Source organism: Pseudomonas quasicaspiana, from assembly GCF_021147825.1.
Classification (GTDB): Bacteria; Pseudomonadota; Gammaproteobacteria; order Pseudomonadales; family Pseudomonadaceae; genus Aquipseudomonas; species Aquipseudomonas quasicaspiana.
Genome location: NZ_JAGTPI010000017.1, coordinates 37,738 through 55,354, shown reverse-complemented (window position 1 = coordinate 55,354; position 17,617 = coordinate 37,738). Strand labels below are relative to the sequence as shown.

The following is a 17,617-nucleotide window of genomic DNA, read 5'->3' as shown; positions in this document are numbered from 1 at the left end:
CTCGTAAAAATCAGGATGGACGCAGGTCGTTGATCGCCTCGGCCAGATGCCGGACCAGACGCTGCATTTCGTCGACCGTGTTGTAGTGCGCAATCGAGACACGTACCACACCGCCGAACCGGGCCAGGCCCAACTGTTCGATCAAGTGTCGCGCGTAGAAGTCACCGAAGCGAATCCCGATCCTGTGTTCGTCAATGCGCCGCACGATGGCTTCCGATTCCACACCCTCCACCACGAAACTGATGGTCGGCACCCGATCGCCAGAGGTGACACGCGACTTGCCGATAATGCGAACACCCTCGGTTTCGCGCAGAAATGACAACAGGGTTTCGGCGAGCAAATCTTCCTGCACTTCGAACGCATCAAACGCTGCCTGCATGATCTGGCGCGGGCTGCCGCTGGCCCCCAGGCGCTGGCCTATATCCAGCAGGTATTCGTTGATGCCCATGCAGCCGTAAGACAACTCGTAGTTGAGGTTGCCCGGTTGCAGCTTGTAAGGGATCACGTCCTGACCAATGAAAAAGTGATTGAGGCTCGGCAGCTCCAGCAGCGCCTCACGATGCCCCCAAAGAACCGCGAAGTGCGGGCCGAACACCTTGTAGAAACTGAACACGTAATAATCGGCACCGCTGGCCTGCACATCTACCAGACGATGGGGCGCATAAGCCACGGCATCGACGCACAGCTTGCCGCCCACGGCGTGCACACGACGGGCGACTTCGGCCACCGGGTTGACGCTGCCCAGAATGTTCGACGCATGGGTCATGGCCACATAGCGGGTACGCGAGCCAAGCAGTGCATCCAGATCGTCGAGCTCCAGTTCCAGAGTTTGCGGATCGACTGACCACACTCGCAGCGTCGCGCCACGCTCCTCGCACAACCGCTGCCACGGGCCGATATTGGCTTCGTGATCGCTGTGGGTGACGATGATTTCATCGCCGCTGTTGATCGAAGGCGCAACAGCGCGGCAGAGGATTTGCAGCAGGTGCGTGGTCGAGCCGCCCATCACGCATTCTTCGGCGTGATACGCGTTGATCAGTTGCGCCACGGACTCCCGGGCTTGCAGCACCAGCGCACCGGCTGAAGCCGATCCGTTGTAGGACGCGCCCAATTGCACGCTGTTGTGAATCAGGTAGTCGCGGACCCGGTCAGCCACGCGCCCGAGCACCGCCGAACCACCGGCGTTGTCCAGATAGGCAAAACCGTCAGCCAGCATGGGGAACTGGCGGCGAACATAATCGATATCGAGGGCGTTCAATTGGGCAGTCTCCAAAAGGAATCAGTGGTGCAGGATGGCCTGCAAAAAGGCCTGTGTTCGCGGTTCCTGAGGCGCCGTGAAAAAGGCTTCGGGCTTGTTCTGTTCGATGATCCGGCCGCTTTCCATAAAGATCACCCGGTCGGCGACTTTACGGGCGAAGCCCATCTCATGGGTGACCACGACCATGGTCACGCCTGAGCGCGCCAGGTTCTGCATGACGTCGAGCACCTCACCCACCATCTCCGGGTCCAGCGCAGAAGTCGGCTCGTCGAACAGAATCACCCGTGGCTCCATGGCCATGGTTCTGGCAATAGCGACGCGTTGTTGCTGACCACCGGAAAGCTGGCCGGGGTATTTGTCGGCGTGTGCGCTCATGCCGACTTTTTCCAGCAATACCCGCGCTCGATCCTGCGCATCACGGCGCGATAAACCACGCACCCGCACCGGAGCCAGCGCCACATTGGCCAGCACCGTCATGTGCGGATACAGATTGAAATTCTGAAAGACCATGCCGACTTCACAGCGAATACCTGCCAGTTTAGGTCCGGTTTCGACCCGTTGATCTGCTACCCGGATCTCGCCTTCCTGGTACTCCTCCAGCAGATTGATGCAGCGAATCAGCGTGGATTTTCCTGAGCCTGACGGCCCGAGGATCACCACCACTTCGCCCTGCTCGACTGACAGGTTGATATCCGCCAGGGCCTGAAACCTGCCATAGAACTTGGCAACACCCTCAATCTGGATGACTGCGCTCATCAGCTCTTCCTCCCGGCGCTGTTGCGCCGCTCAACCCAACTGACCAGTTGCACCAGGGGCAGTAACAGCAACAGATACATGATTGCGGCGCCCACCAGCGGCGTGGGGTTGGCAGAGAGTGCCTGCGCCTGAGTCGCCTGCTTGAGCAGATCCGGCATGGCGACCACCGAAGCGAGTACCGTGTCCTTCATGACGTTGATGCAGTTACTGGTCATGGGCGGCAAAACAATGCGCATGGCCTGAGGCAGGATCACGTCGCGCATCGTGTTGAAGAAGCTCATGCCCTGCGACGCCGCTGCTTCGAACTGGCCACGCGGGATGGCTTCGATACCGGAGCGAAAAATCTCTGCCGAGTATGCGCAAGACACCAGCGATAGCGCTGCCACCGCTGCGGCGAACGAGGAAAGACGAATTCCCACAAACGGCAGTGCGTAATAAATCAGCACCAAAAACACCAACAGCGGGATAGAGCGCATCACATCGATGTAAATTCGCGCCAGCAACCGGATCGGTGCATAGCCGTACAGACGTAGCATGGCCAGCAGCAAACCGCCCACCAGACCAAGAATGATGCTGACCACGCCAAGCAACACCGTCACCCCGAGGCCCCGCAGCATCTGCGGCAGTGCGTCGACAAACACACCCCAGTTGAAGAAAGTCTGGACCAGCTCCATCAGGACTCCTTGGTGACAGCGCCGGGCGCCGGGTTTGAACAGTCAGAGGTAATTAGCCGCGCTTATTTGAGTACGTCGACAACCTTGACGGTGCTGGACTCTGGATCGGCGTCAGCGCCAAACCACTTCTTGTGCAAGCCTGCGATCACGCCTTCTTTTTTCATGGCGGTGATGATGTCGTTGACCTGAGTCGCAGACGCCCAGCCTTTAGCGTGCATCAGCGAGTACTTCTCGCCGGTGGGAATACGGGCGACCACCCGGTATTGCGGCTTGTCCTTGATGTAATAGAGCACGGCCGGAATATCGCTGATGTAGCCGTCCATACGCCCGGAAGCAAGGTCGAGCATCGCCGGTGAAAGCCCTTCGTAGCGGGACACATCGCCAAACTTGTACTCGGCCTGATGCGCCGTTACCCACATGTCACCCGTAGAACCGGTGTCGACGCCGACCACTTTGCCCTGCATGCCTTTCAGGCCATCAATGCCAGATTTGGTCAGCACCGACAGTGACTGATCGCTGTCGTAATAAGGCTGAGCGAAGCCCACTGATTCAAGACGTTTAGGGGTGATCGTGATCGACGAAATAGCGATGTCTGCACGCTTGGACTGCACGGCACTGAACAGGCCGTTGAACGGAATATTCACAAACTCGACTGTCTTGCCGGCCCGCTTGGCGACTTCTTTGACCACATCGACTTCAAAGCCGACGATCTCGCCCTTGGCGTCCTGAAACTCCCAGGGCACGTTGCCCACGTTGGCCCCTACCGTCCAGTCCGCCGCCCAGGTAGAAGCCGAAAACGCAGTGGCCACCGCCATACTCAAGAGTACTTTCACGTTCATCTTTTGCTCCCGGTCTCAGTCGTTGCAAGAAGTCGCCAGCAGGCGGGTCGAGGAACAGACTAGGAGCAAGAATCAAATAATTCAACAGTTTTAGATAATGAATTAAATGCTTCAATGCAGTGCAAAAGCCTGCCGATTTGGTGCGCCCGCACGGGGCGGCGCGCTACGGCGAGGGTTGGTGGGAAATCGTTTGATGGGGTGCGAAGGCGTGCACTGATGCGGGGCGTAGATTCACAACCTGACCGACATCCATTGCACCGCGCCGTCTCACAGCAAGCTCCTACAGGTCCCTGTTTGCTGTGCGACAGCGTGGTATCAAGAACAACGGGGTAAACCCATAGAGATGTACATCTCAGTGGTTTGCAGTGCCGTCAACTACTCACAACACATAAAAACAAATCGCCACAAAGTGCAGCAGACTCCCGGCGATCACGAACAAATGCCAGATCCCGTGCCAGTGGCGAAAACGGGTGTCGTAAGCGAAGAAGATAATGCCGATGGTGTACAGCGCGCCGCCAGCTGCCAGCCAGGTAAAGCCTGCCGTGCCCAGTGCAGCGATCAGGGGTTTGACGGCCACGAGCACAATCCAGCCCATGACCGCGTAGATCACGATGGACATGATCCGGGCTTCGGAGCGGGGTTTGATTTCCTGCAGGATGCCGATCACCGCCAGGCCCCAGACCACGCCGAATAACGTCCAGCCCCAGGGGCCGCGCAAGGTCACCAGACAGAACGGGGTGTAGCTGCCTGCGATCAACAGGTAGATCGAAAAGTGATCAACCTTCTGCATGATCGTTTTCGCCCGTCCGCGCACGCTATGGTAAACGGTCGATGCGCTGTACAACGACACCAGCGTTACGCCGTAGATCGCGACGCTGACTATCTTCCAGATATCACCCTGAAGGCTGGCAATCGCCAGCAACCAGATGGCTCCGATCAAAGCCAGCACTGCACCGACCAGGTGGGACCAGGCGTTGAATTTTTCTCCGTAATACATCCGCACACTACCTCATCGTTCTGAACTGCAGCGCAAGGCTCTAGCTTAGGGACGTAAAGCGCAAGCCGTGCGTTAGCCAAACAGTTTTTTATTACAGCCAGTGGCTATCTAAATGTGCACAATCGGGGCACTCAAACAAGAAGCCTCACGACATGCAAATCGACGATGAGTTGACCCTGAAAAAACTGGAAATATTCCTGGCGTTCATGCGCACCGGCAACCTGACCAAAGCGGCCGCGGACCTGAACACCAGTAACGTCAGCGTGCACCGCGCCATTCATTCACTGGAAAGCGCCCTGCGCTGCCCGCTATTCAAGCATGAAGGCCGTAACCTGACGCCGCTGGAAAGCGCCTATGTGCTGGAAGAGCGAGCCCATAAACTGATTCAGGACGTGCTCGCCACGGTTGAGCTGACACGTCAGGCCGCCGGATTTTCCGCCGCGCGCTTCAAGCTCGGTTCCCTGTATTCGCTGACGGTAAAGACCGTTCCGCAGTTGATCATGGGTCTGAAAATCCGCCGTAGCGAGCTCAACATCGACTTGATCATGGGCTCTAACATCGACCTGTTCTACAAGCTCAAGAACATGGAAGTCGACGCGATTCTGGTGTCACTGGACGAGAGCGTCAACGACCCGGACTGCGAACATCTGCCGCTGTTTTCCGACGACATCTTTCTCGCCGTCCCCGCCGACTCACCGTTTTCACAACACAGCGAAGTAGACCTGAGCGACCTGCGCGAGGCGACGTTCATCACCCTGACTCAAGGCTTCGCCACACATCGTGATGGCATCCGGGTTTTTCAGCAGGCAGGGTTTGAACCGAAGGTAGCGATGCAGGTGAACGACATCTTCACCTTGCTGAGCATGGTCAGCTCAGGCGTGGGGTATGCGCTGTTGCCGGGGCGTATCGCAGCGGTTTACGAGAACCGGGTGAAGCTGATACCGCTGCAGCAGCGCTATCGCATGCAACAGCACATCGGCATGGTGTTTCTGAAATCGAAGGAGCGCGACCCGAATCTGTTGGCGTTGATAGCCGAGGGACGGATGTATTCAAGCCGCCATACGAACCTGTAGGAGGCAACTTGTTGGCGAGACATTAGGCCTGCACAAACGGGGATACCGCCTCGCGAACAAGTTCGCTCCTACCAAGCATTTCACAGCACAAACAAAAACGGCCGCGATCATTACTGATCGCGGCCGTTTTGTTTTCAGCGGGTCAATCGGTCAATTCAACACAGCCTTGCCAGCCCTTTCGCCCTTGCGACGACGGGAAACCAGGACGCCGGTGGCAATCACCAGAATACTCAGCAAGCCCGTCGCGATGATCTCCACGCGATGTGACTCCTGAACCAGCATGATGCCCAGCACGCCGATGATGAACACGATCACCAACCAGGTCAGGTACGGGAACAGCCACATGCGGAACGACAGGGTTTCACCTGCAGCAATGCTCTTCTGGCGCATGCGCAGTTGGGAAACCGCGATCACCAGGTACACCAACAGCGCGATTGCGCCGGAGCTGGCGAGCAGGAACTCGAATACGGCAGCCGGAGCCACGTAGTTGGCGAACACCGTCAGGAACGCGGCCGCAGTAGACAGAATGACCGCCCAGTAAGGCGTACCGCTTTTACTGGTACGGGTCGATACCGCCGGGGCATCGCCGCGCTTACCCAACGAGAACAGCATGCGCGAAGCGGTGTACAGCGCCGAGTTCAGGCAACTGGTCACTGCAATCAGCACCACGATATCCACAATCAATTTGGCGTTTGGAATGCCCATCATGTCCAGCACGGTCTGATAGGAGCCCACTTCAGCCAGACGCGGGTCATTCCACGGTACCAGCGAGACCACGATAAAGATCGACACCAGATAGAACAGGCAGATCCGCCAGATCACCGAGTTGGTGGCCTTGGTGATCTGCTTTTCCGGATTCTTCGATTCCGCCGCAGCGATGGTGACGATTTCTGTGCCCATGAACGAGAACATGGTGGTCAGCATCGCAGCCAGCACAGCGCCCATGCCATTAGGCAAAAAGCCCTGGGTATCGAACAGATGGCTGACACCGCTCACCTGGCTGTTGGGCAGCAGGCCAAAAATAGCCGCGACACCCAGTACTACAAAGCCGATGATTGCCAGCACTTTGATCAAGGCGAACCAGAACTCGAACTCGCCGTAGTTCTTTACGCTGAACAGGTTGGTCACAGTGAGCAGCAAGGTGATCACCAGCGTGAATACCCAGATGGCAATGTTCGGGAACCACGCGTGAAGGATAGTAGCGGCGGCGTTGGCCTCCAGTGGAATCACCAGGACCCAGAACCACCAGTACAGCCAGCCGATGGTAAAACCGGCCCAATGCCCGATCGCGCGATCGGCATACGTCGAGAAAGACCCGGTATCCGGTGCCGCAACAGCCATCTCGGCCAGCATGCGCATGACCAGAACCACCAACGTACCGGCAGCGGCGTAAGCCAGCAGTACCGCCGGGCCCGCTTCGGCAATTGCGTGGCCCGAACCCACAAACAGACCGGCACCAATGACACCAGCGATGGACAACATGGTGATGTGCCGAGGTTTGAGCCCCTGATCGAGCTCTGAAGCGTTAGGGATGCTGCTCATTAAAAAACTACCTTTGCGTGCGGAGCGACTGCCCAACCGTCTTCGTAAAAGGAAAGAAACGGGGCGTTTTTTATTCTTTACGCAAATTCTGCGCCAGAATGACTCAAAAACGACGTCGCTTTCGGAAACGTTAGTGCTAGAGCGGTCGGATTAACGGCGAGAAGAATCGTTTCAGCGAGCCAGTGACATGTTTTGTTACCTATGTGCACAGCCTTGAGCGAGAAAAACGCACCAAAAATACACAGAGCGTTTAAGTGCGCACTATCAGAGTGCTCGGCATTGGCATAGAGAAAGAAGCACAAATCAGCAGGACGGCTCAGGCAGTTGATGGCTCTCTTGAGGCCTGCATATGAACATCCGTGGGAGATTCTATGTTCACCTGCAATCCCGTAGGACCGGCTTTAGCCGGGAGGGCGGTATTACTACCGAAGGATATTTAGCGAATGTCCTGACGTCCTCCCGGCTAAAGCCGGTCCTACGGATTAGCGCGGTCTATGTGGGAGCGAATTCATTCGCGAATGCGTTTTGTCAGACGCCGATGCATTTCCTGAAAGACCGCTTCGCGAATAAATTCGCTTCCACAGGGGGCTGGTTTCATAAGGACATCGTGTATTGATGCGCGAGTGCTGACCTCGCCGATACATGGCTTAACAAATGCTTCAGGCCGACAGCGACATTTTGCGGTAACTCATGTCCAACAACAGTCGTCTTCATAGCCGCCCAATAAGTCCCGCAATTGCAACGGAGCAACACCCATGCAGATGTATAAAAAATTCCTGCTGGTCGCAGCCGCCACCCTGGCCCTGACGACCAGCGCTTTTGCGGTGGAGAAGATGAAATTCGGCGTCGAAGGCGCTTATCCACCGTTCAACGGGAAGGATGCCAGCGGGCAGGCAGTGGGCTTTGATGTGGAAATCGGACACGCACTGTGCGCAAAAATGAAAGTCGAGTGCGAAGTGGTCACCACCGAATGGGAAGGCATCATCCCGGCGCTCAATGACAACAAATTCGATTTCCTGATTTCATCCATGTCGATAACCAAAGAACGCGCCGAGCAGGTGGACTTCACCGCGCCGTACTATTCCAGCAAATTGCAGTTTGTGGCGCCGAAAGGCAGCGAACTCAAAACCGACAAGGACTCCATTCGCGATTCGCTGCTGGGCAAGACCATCGGCGCACAGGCATCGACGCTTTCAGCATCGTGGCTGCAGGAAAATCTCAGCATGGATATCACCCTGAAGCTTTATGACACTCAGGAAAGTGCCTTCACGGATCTTGCCGAAGGGCATGTGGACGCGGTTCTCGCCGACAAATACGCCAGCTACGAATGGCTCAAGGGCCAGCCCGGTGCAAGCTTCGAGTTCAAAGGCGATCCTGTTCTGGACAATGACAAGATCGGTATTGCCGTGCGTCTGAACGACCCGCTGCGCGCCCGACTCAATCTGGCGATCAAGGAAATCATCGAAGACGGCACCTACAAGAAGATCAACGACAAGTACTTCCCGTTCAGCATTCTGTGATCCAAAGCGCCTGATAACACTTACGTATTAATATTTTTCTGCGCTCAGACGTCCTTTACGCGTAGACGCCCGATCAGGGCGCTGTTATGAAGAGGGCTGGCTTTCCACAGCCAGCCCTCTTACGCGTTTGAACCCGACAGCTGACCATGGCCAACGACCTCGCTTTGCACGACGAACAGCTTCGCAGTCGATTACGGGCTTTGGACAGCTTCCTGTTCGCCTGGCAGGGATTGTGGCGGCCACGCCCCTTCACACACCTGCAGTTGCCTTGGGAGCATCAGTACCCGGAACTGGCTGACTGGTTGCGCCACCGATCGCTTGACCAGGCCGAAGCAGCCCACAACCACCCGGAGCATCTGGCAGCACCGTTCCCCTTTCCACAGCTGGCAGGTGAGGCACAGGCGCTAAGTCAGGTACACCCGCTGCCCGCCTTTGAGCTTCCCCCTGTTGAGCCGCGCATGAGTGTCGACGTGCCAGGCCGCAAATGGCAGCAGATCGAAGCGTTCGCCAGTTGCCTGAGCTTCGAACACAAACCGGCCCACTGGCTGGACTGGTGTTCGGGCAAAGGCCATCTGGGACGGCGTCTGCTCGAACCCACCCAGGGCCTTACTTGCCTGGAGCGCGACCCGGCTCTGGTCGAAGCAGGAAACCAGCTCAGCGCGCGCTTGAACGTAAACGCCACCCATGTGCAGCAGGACGTAATGGCTGACGATGCATGGCGTCGGCTCCAAGCACATCAAACGCCTGTCGCCCTGCATGCATGCGGGGATCTACACGTGCAGTTGATGCGGCTGGCCAGTCAGGTTGGCTGCAATCAATTGGCAATTGCCCCGTGCTGCTACAACCGCATCGAGACCGAGTACTACCAACCGGTATCAAGTGAAGGACAGGCGTCAGCTCTGAAGCTGTCCCGGGACGATCTCGGCCTGCCTCTGAGCGAAACGGTAACCGCCGGTGCGCGCGTCCGTCGACAGCGCGACCAATCCATGGCTCGTCGCCTATCGTTTGATTTGCTGCAGCGACGGCTGCAAAACAGTCAGGATTACTTGCCTACGCCGTCGCTGCCCAGCGCCTGGCTGGATAAGCCTTTTGCTGACTATTGCCGCGACCTGGCAGCGCTCAAGGGTCTGCCCGCTGTCGGCGAACAACATTGGTCCACCCTCGAAGCTGCGGGCTGGGAGCGCTTGGCTCAAGTGCGAAATCTGGAATTGGTGCGCAACTTGTTCCGCCGTCCACTGGAGCTGTGGCTGGTGCTCGACAAGGCACTTTATCTGCAAGAACACCACTATCGCGTGGACGTAGGGACCTTCTGCGAGAGCCGCATTACGCCTCGTAATTTGCTGATGATTGCGCAGTTGCATTGACGGTAATCAATTGCATAGCCTGTGGATAACTCTGTTGATGAAAAATTGAAAGACGTGCCATTTGCTTAGCAGGCTACTTATCCGAACGGTCAGGTGTTCGACTTTTCGCCTAATAAAAATCTTTTAAAAACATACAGTTGTCTTTAAACGAGAACATTTCCGGAAATTTCATTCCATTTGGTTATTTTGGCCTGCCACTTGTGCATAAAAATTTGAGTACAACGGCCCCAAAAGGCCACCACGCCAGATGATGCAGCCGACCGAGACCCGGTGGGAGCCGGGCTTGCTCGCGATGATGACACCGCCGATTTGAAGTGAATCGCGCCCAGCTTTATCGCGAGCAAGCTCAGCTCCGGCAGGGTTTTGCACCACCTTGAGCCCCCACCGAATTCCTCTGTTGCCCCTCCCCCCCGTGGTCATTAGACTTACGCCTCATTTAAGCGAGAGCAGGGTCGATGTCCACGGTCTTTCCCGAAGATTCTGTCGGTCTAGTCACGCCGCAAACGGCACATTTCAGCGAGCCTCTGGCACTGGCCTGTGGCCGCTCGTTGCCTGCCTACGATCTGATCTATGAAACCTATGGCCAGCTCAACGCCGCGCGCAGCAATGCCGTGTTGATCTGCCATGCCCTTTCCGGTCACCACCACGCGGCAGGCTATAACAGCGTCGATGACCGCAAGCCCGGTTGGTGGGACAGCTGCATCGGTCCCGGCAAGCCTATCGATACCAATCGCTTCTTCGTCGTCAGCCTGAATAATCTGGGCGGCTGCAATGGCTCAACAGGGCCAAGCAGTATCAACCCGGAAACCGGAAAACCTTTCGGCGCCAACTTCCCGGTCCTGACCGTTGAGGACTGGGTACACAGCCAGGCGCGGCTCGCTGACTCGCTGGGCATCCAGCAATGGGCAGCGGTAGTCGGCGGCAGCCTGGGCGGCATGCAAGCTCTACAATGGACCATGACTTACCCCGACCGGGTTCGTCACTGCCTGGCGATCGCCTCGGCCCCAAAATTGTCGGCGCAGAACATTGCCTTCAACGAAGTGGCGCGTCAGGCCATCCTTTCGGACCCGGAATTCCATGGCGGCGACTTTCAGGAGTTTGGTGTCATTCCCAAACGCGGCTTGATGCTCGCGCGAATGGTCGGGCACATCACCTACCTGTCCGATGACTCCATGGGCGAGAAATTTGGTCGTGGCCTGAAAAGCGAGAAGCTCAACTACGACTTCCACAGTGTGGAATTCCAGGTTGAAAGCTATCTGCGCTATCAGGGTGAAGAGTTCTCCGGCCGCTTTGATGCCAACACTTACCTGTTGATGACCAAAGCGCTGGATTACTTCGACCCGGCAGGCGCGTTCAACGATAACCTGGCTGCGACCTTCGCCAACGTGACTGCAGACTTCTGCGTCATGTCGTTCACCACCGACTGGCGCTTCTCGCCTGCCCGCTCCCGGGAACTGGTGGACGCACTCATGGCGGCCAAGAAGAACGTCTGCTATCTGGAGATCGACGCACCTCAGGGCCACGATGCGTTCCTGATCCCGATCCCGCGCTACTTGCAGGCCTTCTCCAGCTACATGAACCGAATTGTACTTTGAGGACGCCATGAGAGCCGATCTGGAAATCATCCAAGAATGGATCCCTGCGGGCAGCCGCGTGCTCGACCTTGGTTGCGGCGACGGCGAACTGCTGGCGTGGCTGCGCGACAACAAGCAAGTCACCGGCTACGGCCTTGAAAACGACGCCGATAACATTGCTCGCTGCATCACCAAGGGCGTCAACGTCATCGAACAGGATCTGGACAAGGGTCTGGGCAACTTCGCCAGCAACAGCTTCGACGTCGTGGTCATGACCCAGGCACTGCAAGCAGTGCATTACCCGGACAAGATCCTCGACGAAATGCTGCGCGTAGGCCGCCAGTGCATCATTACCTTCCCGAACTTCGGTCACTGGCGCTGCCGCTGGTACCTCGCAACCAAGGGCCGGATGCCGGTTTCGGACTTTCTGCCTTACACCTGGTACAACACGCCAAACATCCACTTCTGCACCTTCGAAGACTTCGAAGAGCTGTGCCGCGGCCGCCACGCCAAGGTCATTGATCGGCTGGCAGTGGATCAACAGCATCGGCATGGCTGGGCCAGCAAGCAATGGCCTAACCTGTTGGGTGAGATCGGTATCTACCGGGTTAGCAGCCCGGGGTTGCAGGAACACAAGATCGCTATCTAAAAATTACGCACAAACCCTGTAGGAGCGCGCTTGCCCGCGATTCGATTTTAAACTTGGCCTATTGGTCGCCTGAACGAATGCCATCGCGGGCAAGCGCGCTCCTACAAGTTTGATAAGGAGAACGACCATGCATCGTCTGGCAATCATGTTGATGTGCGCCCTCAGCCTGTCGGCATTTGCTGCTGACTACGCCAGGCCGAATCGGCAGGAAACGTTCGGAGACGTGACGGTCCACTACAATGCTTTTGCTTCAACCACGCTGTCAGCGGACGTGGCGAAAGCATCCGGCTTGATCCGCAGCAAACGGCTGAACGTACTGAACATCACCGTGCTCAAGGCGGGTAAGCCAGCACCGTCCGTGGTGACAGGCACCTACAAGGACCTGACCGGACGCCCTGAACCGCTGACCTTCAAGCAGGTAACGGACAAAGGCTGGATCAGCTACATCGCGCAGTTCCCGCTTGAACAGGCCGGAACCTACACCTTTAACATTGATGTGAAAGCCGGGAATCAGGACAACCATTCCTTCAGCTTCAATCAAGAACTCTATCCAGGCGAATGATGACTTTCCCGCAGCTCGTATTGGCCAGCCACAACGCTGGCAAGCTCAAAGAACTCCAGGCCATGCTCGGCGACAGCGTACAACTGCGCTCAATCGGCGAATTCAGCAACGTTGAGCCGGAAGAAACCGGGCTGTCGTTCGTCGAGAACGCCATTCTCAAAGCCCGCAACGCGGCGCGGATTTCGGGCTTGCCAGCGCTGGCGGACGACTCGGGGCTGGCGGTGGATTTCCTGGGCGGTGCACCAGGCATCTTCTCCGCGCGTTATGCCGACGGCCAAGGCGATGCCGCCAACAACGCCAAGCTGCTCGACGCCCTCAAAGACGTCCCTCAAGAGCAACGCAGCGCTCAGTTCGTATGCGTGTTGGCGCTGGTGCGTCATGCCGATGATCCATTGCCGATCCTCTGCGAAGGTCTTTGGCACGGGCGCATTCTGACCGCGGCTAGCGGCGAGCACGGTTTCGGTTACGATCCTTTGTTCTGGGTACCTGAGCGCGATTGCTCCAGCGCCGAACTAAGTCCCGCCGAGAAGAACCAGCTCAGCCACCGCGCCCGGGCCATGGCCATCTTGCGCCAACGCCTGGCTTTGAAATGACCAACGAGACACCTGCAACACCGCTGTTCCTCGGCACCACCGGCTTCTCATCGACCGAGCCGAGGACAGCCTTGCCGCAACTGCCGCCGTTGTCGTTGTACATCCACATCCCGTGGTGCGTACGCAAATGCCCGTACTGCGATTTCAATTCCCACACCGCCAGCCCTGTGCTGCCGGAAGCGGAGTACATCGACGCGCTGCTGGCCGATCTGGATCTGGACCTGCCTTACGTTTATGGACGCGAACTCAGTTCGATCTTCTTCGGCGGTGGCACGCCGAGTCTGTTCAGCGCAGAAGCGCTGGGCCGCTTGCTCCAAGGAGTCGAGCAACGCATTCGTTTTGCCAGTGACATCGAGATCACCCTGGAGGCCAATCCCGGCACCTTCGAGCAGGTCAAGTTCAGCGCCTATCGCGGGCTGGGCATCAATCGCCTGTCCATTGGTATCCAGAGCTTCCAGGAAGCCAAACTCAAGGCACTGGGGCGTATTCACAACGGCGATGAAGCCATTCGGGCCGCCGACATGGCGCGCCAGGCGGGCTTTGATAACTTCAACATGGACTTGATGCACGGCCTGCCGGATCAGTCGCCTGAGGATGCATTGGGCGACCTGCAACAAGCCATCGACCTGAAACCGACGCATTTGTCCTGGTATCAGCTGACGCTGGAGCCCAACACGGTGTTCTGGAACCAGCCGCCGACGCTGCCGGAAGACGACATCCTCTGGGACATTCAGGAGGCAGGCCAGTTGTTGCTGGCGCAGAACGGCTACGCGCAATACGAAGTGTCGGCCTATGCGCAACCCGGCCGACCGGCGAGGCATAACCTGAATTACTGGAGCTTTGGAGACTTCATCGGCATCGGTGCCGGGGCCCATGGCAAGCTCAGCCATCCGGACGGGCGCATTGTGCGCACCTGGAAAACCCGCTTGCCCAAGGATTATCTGAATCCGGCCAAGCCATTCAAGGCCGGTGAGAAGCTGCTCAGTGTTGAAGAATTGCCCTTCGAATTCCTGATGAATGCGCTGCGCCTGACAAATGGTGTGGACGCTGCATTATTTCGTGAACGCACCGGTCTAAGCCTCGATTCGCTGGCCAGTGCGCGCCAACAAGCCGAGCAACGTGGCCTGCTGCAAGCTGATCCGACCCGATTGGTCGCAACGCCGCAGGGCCAGTTGTTTCTCAACGACCTGCTGCAATACTTTCTGATCTAAGGACCCTGCATGGATTTGATACTCGACCTGCTCGCCACCATCTCCCGCTGGAGCCGCAGCAACCTCTCGGAAATATCCCTCGCCCTGGTGGGCTGTTTGCTGGTGTTGTTTGGCGCTGACTTCAAGGGCTGGGTCGAACAACGCATCAGCAGCTTCGCGGGTGCCTTGCGCATCCCGTTGATGGCCTTGCTGGTCACCATCGGCAGCGGCGCAGCGCTGATCTATGCCACACCGTGGGTGATTCGTGGCCTGAGCCAGTTCAACAACTACAGCCTTGCGCCCGTGTTGTTGGTGGTGCTGGTGTTGATCGGGGTTGTTGCGGACAGGAAGTAAAGGAGTGATAACGCAATTCGTAGGACCGGCTTTAGCCGGGAGGGCGGCATATCCAACGATAGAAATTAGTGGATGTACCAACGCTCTCCCGGCTAAAGCCGGTCCTACGGATTGGGGTTCAGCTTAATCCACCTTCTCGAACTTCAAATCCCAAACCCCATGCCCCAGACGCTCACCACGGCGTTCGAACTTGGTAATGGGGCGCTCGGCAGGGCGTGGAACGCATTTACCGTCTTCGGCCTGGTTGCGATAACCCGGCGCGACATTCATCACTTCCAGCATGAATTCGGCATACGGTTCCCAGTCAGTGGCCATGTGCAGAACACCACCGACCTTGAGCTTGCTGCGCACCAGCTCGGCAAACGCCGGCTGAACGATGCGGCGCTTGTGGTGACGGCTCTTGTGCCACGGATCCGGGAAAAACAGCATCAGACGATCAAGGCTGTTATCGGCGATGCAACGGTTGAGCACTTCAATCGCGTCGCAATCGTAGACCCGTACGTTGGTCAGGCCCTGAGTCAGTACACCGTTAAGCAGCGCGCCAACACCCGGATAGTGCACTTCAACACCAATGAAGTCTTGATCCGGCGCAGCAGCAGCCATCTCCAGCAGTGAGTGCCCCATGCCGAAGCCAATTTCCAGCGTGCGCGGCGCAGAACGACCGAACACCTGATCGTAATCTACCGGTGCGTCGGTCAACGGCAACACATACAGCGGACGGCCTTGATCCAGACCACGCTGTTGGCCTTCAGTCATACGACCTGCGCGCATCACGAAACTCTTGATACGGCGGTGCTGGCGCTCTTCGCCTTCTTCGGCAACGGGCAGCTCTGGGTTTGGAACGAGTGGATCAGTCATCAATGGGCTCTTATAAAACGATACATAACTTTCTGGACTGGAATGCAATCTCATGTGGGAGCGAGGCTTGCCCGCGATATGGGCGACGCGATCCAAGGTGAACCGCGTCCAGCCTTATCGCGGGCAAGCCTCGCTCCCACAGGGGTTCTTTATCAGGCTGCCTTACCGAATCAACCCATCCAGCGGCGAAGACGCGCTGGCATAGAGTTTTCTGGGCATACGGCCGGCGAGGTAAGCCATACGACCGGCAATCACTGCGTGCTTCATGGCTGCGCCCATCAGGATCGGGTCCTGAGCGTGAGCGATGGCAGAATTCATCAACACCGCCTCACAGCCCAGTTCCATGGCGATGGTGGCGTCGGAAGCAGTGCCGACACCAGCATCCACCAGCACCGGCACTTTGGTTTCTTCCAGGATGATCTGCAGGTTGTACGGGTTGCAAATACCCAACCCGCTACCGATCAGGCCAGCCAGCGGCATGATCGCGATACAGCCGATTTCAGCGAGTTGACGCGCAATGATCGGATCATCGCTGGTGTAAACCATCACGTCGAAGCCTTCCTTGACCAGCACTTCGGCGGCCTTGAGGGTTTCGATCACGTTCGGGAACAGGGTTTTCTGATCCGCCAGCACTTCCAGTTTGACCAGATTCTTGCCGTCGAGCAGTTCACGGGCCAAGCGGCAGGTGCGCACCGCCTCAATGGCGTCGAAGCAGCCCGCCGTGTTCGGCAGGATGGTATAGCGATCCGGCGGCAGGACATCCAGCAGGTTCGGCTCGCCCGGGTTCTGGCCCAGATTTGTCCGGCGTACTGCGACGGTGACGATCTCGGCACCCGACGCTTCGATGGCCAGACGGGTCTGCTCCATATCCACGTATTTGCCGGTACCCACCAGCAGGCGCGACTCGAAAGTCCGACCGGCCAGAACAAACGGCTTGTCGCTGCGAACATTGCTCATTGGAAATCCTCTTGGAAGTTGAGGTCTTGCAGTTGAATCAGGAAACGTCGAAGCCTAGCCGCCGCCAATCGCGTGGACGACTTCGACCTGATCGCCTTCGTTCAAGGCCGTAGTCTCATGCTGGCTACGCGGCACGATATCCAGGTTCAGCTCGACTGCGACACGACGCCCGACAAGATCAAGGCGGGTCAGCAATGCCAGAACGGTCGCGCCGTCGGGCAATTCAAAGGGTTCACCGTTCAACTGAATGTGCATGCGCGGGAGCAGCCATCATTTTTGGGGGCGAGCATTCTAGCCCGATCAGCCGGTATGACCAAGGTAAAGCCATGCCATTCGTCTCGGGCGATCTGCTGGTATTTATCCCTGTGGGAGCGGATTCATCCGCGAAGACAGCAGCACGTTCAATATTTCTTTGTCTGACACACCGCTTTCGCGAATGAATTCGCTCCCACAGGGGTGCCCTGCGCAATTCAGATCAAACCCCACCCAGTCGCCACGCGGTCAAGCCCAGCAACGCCCAGCCCACCAGAAACGCCAGCCCACCAAATGGCGTGATGATGCCCAATTTGCTGATGCCGGTCAGGGTCAGCAGATACAGGCTGCCCGAAAACAACACAATCCCCAGCGCAAACGAGAAACCCGCCCAGGTCATGAGCCTGCCCGGAAGCTGAGCGGCAAGCACCGCCACGCCCAGAATCGCCAACGCGTGGATCAGTTGATAGAGCACGCCAGTATGGAAAATCGCCAGATACTCAGGGCTCAGGCGGTTTTTAAGGGCATGCGCGGCAAAGGCTCCGAGGGCAACGCCGGTAAAACCGAAGAACGCTGCCAACATTAAAAAGCTACGAACCATAACT

General features: G+C 57.5%; 19 protein-coding genes. 9 read left to right on the top strand and 10 right to left on the bottom strand.

The window, feature by feature from the left end; all coding sequences use genetic code 11:
• Positions 1 to 10: 10 nt before the first annotated feature.
• From KDX30_RS12785 to trhA, 5 genes are all read right to left on the bottom strand, one after another.
• Positions 11 to 1,258 carry a cysteine desulfurase-like protein gene (locus KDX30_RS12785; protein WP_231676083.1) on the bottom strand — a complete coding sequence of 416 codons (1,248 nt, stop codon included), beginning with the start codon at positions 1,256 to 1,258 and terminating at the stop codon, positions 11 to 13.
• Positions 1,259 to 1,279: 21 nt separating this feature from the next.
• Positions 1,280 to 2,014, bottom strand: coding sequence for an amino acid ABC transporter ATP-binding protein (locus KDX30_RS12780; RefSeq protein WP_027902049.1), 735 nt, complete (start codon positions 2,012 to 2,014; stop codon positions 1,280 to 1,282).
• The gene (locus KDX30_RS12775) at positions 2,014 to 2,688 is read right to left on the bottom strand and encodes an amino acid ABC transporter permease (protein ID WP_231676073.1); all 675 of its coding nucleotides are present in this window, start codon (positions 2,686 to 2,688) and stop codon (positions 2,014 to 2,016) included. Before KDX30_RS12775 ends, KDX30_RS12780 begins: the two co-directional genes overlap by 1 nt.
• A 62-nt stretch (positions 2,689 to 2,750) precedes the next feature.
• Entirely contained in the window at positions 2,751 to 3,527 is a 777-nt protein-coding gene (locus KDX30_RS12770; RefSeq protein ID WP_027902051.1) for a transporter substrate-binding domain-containing protein, read from the bottom strand.
• A 379-nt stretch (positions 3,528 to 3,906) separates the two neighbouring features.
• The gene (trhA, locus tag KDX30_RS12765) at positions 3,907 to 4,524 is read right to left on the bottom strand and encodes a PAQR family membrane homeostasis protein TrhA (RefSeq protein ID WP_231676071.1); all 618 of its coding nucleotides are present in this window, start codon (positions 4,522 to 4,524) and stop codon (positions 3,907 to 3,909) included.
• 152 nt (positions 4,525 to 4,676) lie between these two features.
• On the opposite strand from trhA, the gene KDX30_RS12760 reads away from it, so the two are divergent.
• A complete protein-coding gene (locus KDX30_RS12760) occupies positions 4,677 to 5,597 on the top strand; it encodes a LysR family transcriptional regulator (RefSeq protein WP_231676069.1) in 921 nt (306 codons plus the stop codon).
• 150 nt (positions 5,598 to 5,747) lie between these two features.
• Here the strand turns inward: KDX30_RS12760 and gabP are convergent, their stop codons facing one another.
• Complete coding sequence (gene gabP / locus KDX30_RS12755; RefSeq protein ID WP_027899499.1) at positions 5,748 to 7,139, bottom strand: GABA permease; 1,392 nt, start codon at positions 7,137 to 7,139, stop codon at positions 5,748 to 5,750.
• Between the two features lie 755 nt (positions 7,140 to 7,894).
• Here gabP and KDX30_RS12750 point away from each other — a divergent pair.
• The 8 genes from KDX30_RS12750 to KDX30_RS12715 all read left to right on the top strand — a co-directional run bounded on the left by KDX30_RS12750 (position 7,895) and on the right by KDX30_RS12715 (position 14,945).
• Positions 7,895 to 8,659, top strand: a complete 765-nt coding sequence (locus KDX30_RS12750) for a transporter substrate-binding domain-containing protein (RefSeq protein ID WP_231676068.1) — start codon at positions 7,895 to 7,897, stop codon at positions 8,657 to 8,659.
• 146 nt (positions 8,660 to 8,805) lie between these two features.
• The gene (locus KDX30_RS12745) at positions 8,806 to 10,023 is read left to right on the top strand and encodes a methyltransferase (RefSeq protein ID WP_231676065.1); all 1,218 of its coding nucleotides are present in this window, start codon (positions 8,806 to 8,808) and stop codon (positions 10,021 to 10,023) included.
• Between the two features lie 455 nt (positions 10,024 to 10,478).
• The gene (metX, locus tag KDX30_RS12740; protein ID WP_027899502.1) at positions 10,479 to 11,618 is read left to right on the top strand and encodes a homoserine O-succinyltransferase MetX; all 1,140 of its coding nucleotides are present in this window, start codon (positions 10,479 to 10,481) and stop codon (positions 11,616 to 11,618) included.
• A gap of 7 nt (positions 11,619 to 11,625) precedes the next feature.
• Positions 11,626 to 12,246: a methionine biosynthesis protein MetW gene (gene metW / locus KDX30_RS12735; protein WP_027899503.1), complete on the top strand. Its 621-nt coding sequence runs from the start codon at positions 11,626 to 11,628 to the stop codon at positions 12,244 to 12,246.
• A 127-nt stretch (positions 12,247 to 12,373) separates the two neighbouring features.
• Complete coding sequence (locus KDX30_RS12730; RefSeq protein ID WP_231676063.1) at positions 12,374 to 12,808, top strand: DUF4426 domain-containing protein; 435 nt, start codon at positions 12,374 to 12,376, stop codon at positions 12,806 to 12,808.
• The gene (gene rdgB / locus KDX30_RS12725; protein WP_231676060.1) at positions 12,805 to 13,401 is read left to right on the top strand and encodes an RdgB/HAM1 family non-canonical purine NTP pyrophosphatase; all 597 of its coding nucleotides are present in this window, start codon (positions 12,805 to 12,807) and stop codon (positions 13,399 to 13,401) included. The genes KDX30_RS12730 and rdgB overlap by 4 nt, the downstream gene beginning before the upstream one ends.
• Complete coding sequence (hemW, locus tag KDX30_RS12720; protein WP_231676050.1) at positions 13,398 to 14,612, top strand: radical SAM family heme chaperone HemW; 1,215 nt, start codon at positions 13,398 to 13,400, stop codon at positions 14,610 to 14,612. The genes rdgB and hemW overlap by 4 nt, the downstream gene beginning before the upstream one ends.
• 9 nt (positions 14,613 to 14,621) lie before the next feature.
• Positions 14,622 to 14,945, top strand: a complete 324-nt coding sequence (locus KDX30_RS12715; protein ID WP_027899507.1) for a DUF3392 family protein — start codon at positions 14,622 to 14,624, stop codon at positions 14,943 to 14,945.
• A 123-nt stretch (positions 14,946 to 15,068) separates the two neighbouring features.
• On the opposite strand, the gene trmB is transcribed toward KDX30_RS12715, so the two are convergent.
• The 4 genes from trmB to KDX30_RS12695 all read right to left on the bottom strand — a co-directional run bounded on the left by trmB (position 15,069) and on the right by KDX30_RS12695 (position 17,613).
• Positions 15,069 to 15,716, bottom strand: a complete 648-nt coding sequence (gene trmB / locus KDX30_RS12710; protein WP_218927839.1) for a tRNA (guanosine(46)-N7)-methyltransferase TrmB — start codon at positions 15,714 to 15,716, stop codon at positions 15,069 to 15,071.
• A gap of 249 nt (positions 15,717 to 15,965) precedes the next feature.
• On the bottom strand, positions 15,966 to 16,760 hold the full coding sequence (locus KDX30_RS12705) for a thiazole synthase (protein WP_027899704.1): 795 nt from the start codon (positions 16,758 to 16,760) through the stop codon (positions 15,966 to 15,968).
• Positions 16,761 to 16,814: 54 nt separating this feature from the next.
• Positions 16,815 to 17,015 (bottom strand): sulfur carrier protein ThiS, encoded by a 201-nt coding sequence (gene thiS / locus KDX30_RS12700; RefSeq protein WP_027899703.1) that lies wholly within the window; start codon positions 17,013 to 17,015, stop codon positions 16,815 to 16,817.
• 220 nt (positions 17,016 to 17,235) lie between these two features.
• Positions 17,236 to 17,613, bottom strand: a complete 378-nt coding sequence (locus tag KDX30_RS12695; protein ID WP_027899702.1) for a DUF423 domain-containing protein — start codon at positions 17,611 to 17,613, stop codon at positions 17,236 to 17,238.
• Between the last annotated feature and the right edge of the window lie 4 nt (positions 17,614 to 17,617).

Bases quoted from the DNA above. Each gene is read 5' to 3' on its own strand.
- rdgB (WP_231676060.1), top strand. From the start codon at position 12,805: ATGATGACTTTCCCGCAGCTCGTATTGGCCAGCCACAACGCTGGCAAG.
- metX (WP_027899502.1), top strand. From the start codon at position 10,479: ATGTCCACGGTCTTTCCCGAAGATTCTGTCGGTCTAGTCACGCCGCAA.
- trmB (WP_218927839.1), bottom strand. From the start codon at position 15,716: ATGCGCGCAGGTCGTATGACTGAAGGCCAACAGCGTGGTCTGGATCAA.
- thiS (WP_027899703.1), bottom strand. From the start codon at position 17,015: ATGCACATTCAGTTGAACGGTGAACCCTTTGAATTGCCCGACGGCGCG.
- KDX30_RS12715 (WP_027899507.1), top strand. From the start codon at position 14,622: ATGGATTTGATACTCGACCTGCTCGCCACCATCTCCCGCTGGAGCCGC.
- KDX30_RS12695 (WP_027899702.1), bottom strand. From the start codon at position 17,613: ATGGTTCGTAGCTTTTTAATGTTGGCAGCGTTCTTCGGTTTTACCGGC.
- hemW (WP_231676050.1), top strand. From the start codon at position 13,398: ATGACCAACGAGACACCTGCAACACCGCTGTTCCTCGGCACCACCGGC.
- trhA (WP_231676071.1), bottom strand. From the start codon at position 4,524: ATGTATTACGGAGAAAAATTCAACGCCTGGTCCCACCTGGTCGGTGCA.
- metW (WP_027899503.1), top strand. From the start codon at position 11,626: ATGAGAGCCGATCTGGAAATCATCCAAGAATGGATCCCTGCGGGCAGC.
- KDX30_RS12775 (WP_231676073.1), bottom strand. From the start codon at position 2,688: ATGGAGCTGGTCCAGACTTTCTTCAACTGGGGTGTGTTTGTCGACGCA.
- KDX30_RS12760 (WP_231676069.1), top strand. From the start codon at position 4,677: ATGCAAATCGACGATGAGTTGACCCTGAAAAAACTGGAAATATTCCTG.
- KDX30_RS12745 (WP_231676065.1), top strand. From the start codon at position 8,806: ATGGCCAACGACCTCGCTTTGCACGACGAACAGCTTCGCAGTCGATTA.
- KDX30_RS12770 (WP_027902051.1), bottom strand. From the start codon at position 3,527: ATGAACGTGAAAGTACTCTTGAGTATGGCGGTGGCCACTGCGTTTTCG.
- KDX30_RS12750 (WP_231676068.1), top strand. From the start codon at position 7,895: ATGCAGATGTATAAAAAATTCCTGCTGGTCGCAGCCGCCACCCTGGCC.
- KDX30_RS12780 (WP_027902049.1), bottom strand. From the start codon at position 2,014: ATGAGCGCAGTCATCCAGATTGAGGGTGTTGCCAAGTTCTATGGCAGG.
- KDX30_RS12705 (WP_027899704.1), bottom strand. From the start codon at position 16,760: ATGAGCAATGTTCGCAGCGACAAGCCGTTTGTTCTGGCCGGTCGGACT.
- KDX30_RS12730 (WP_231676063.1), top strand. From the start codon at position 12,374: ATGCATCGTCTGGCAATCATGTTGATGTGCGCCCTCAGCCTGTCGGCA.
- gabP (WP_027899499.1), bottom strand. From the start codon at position 7,139: ATGAGCAGCATCCCTAACGCTTCAGAGCTCGATCAGGGGCTCAAACCT.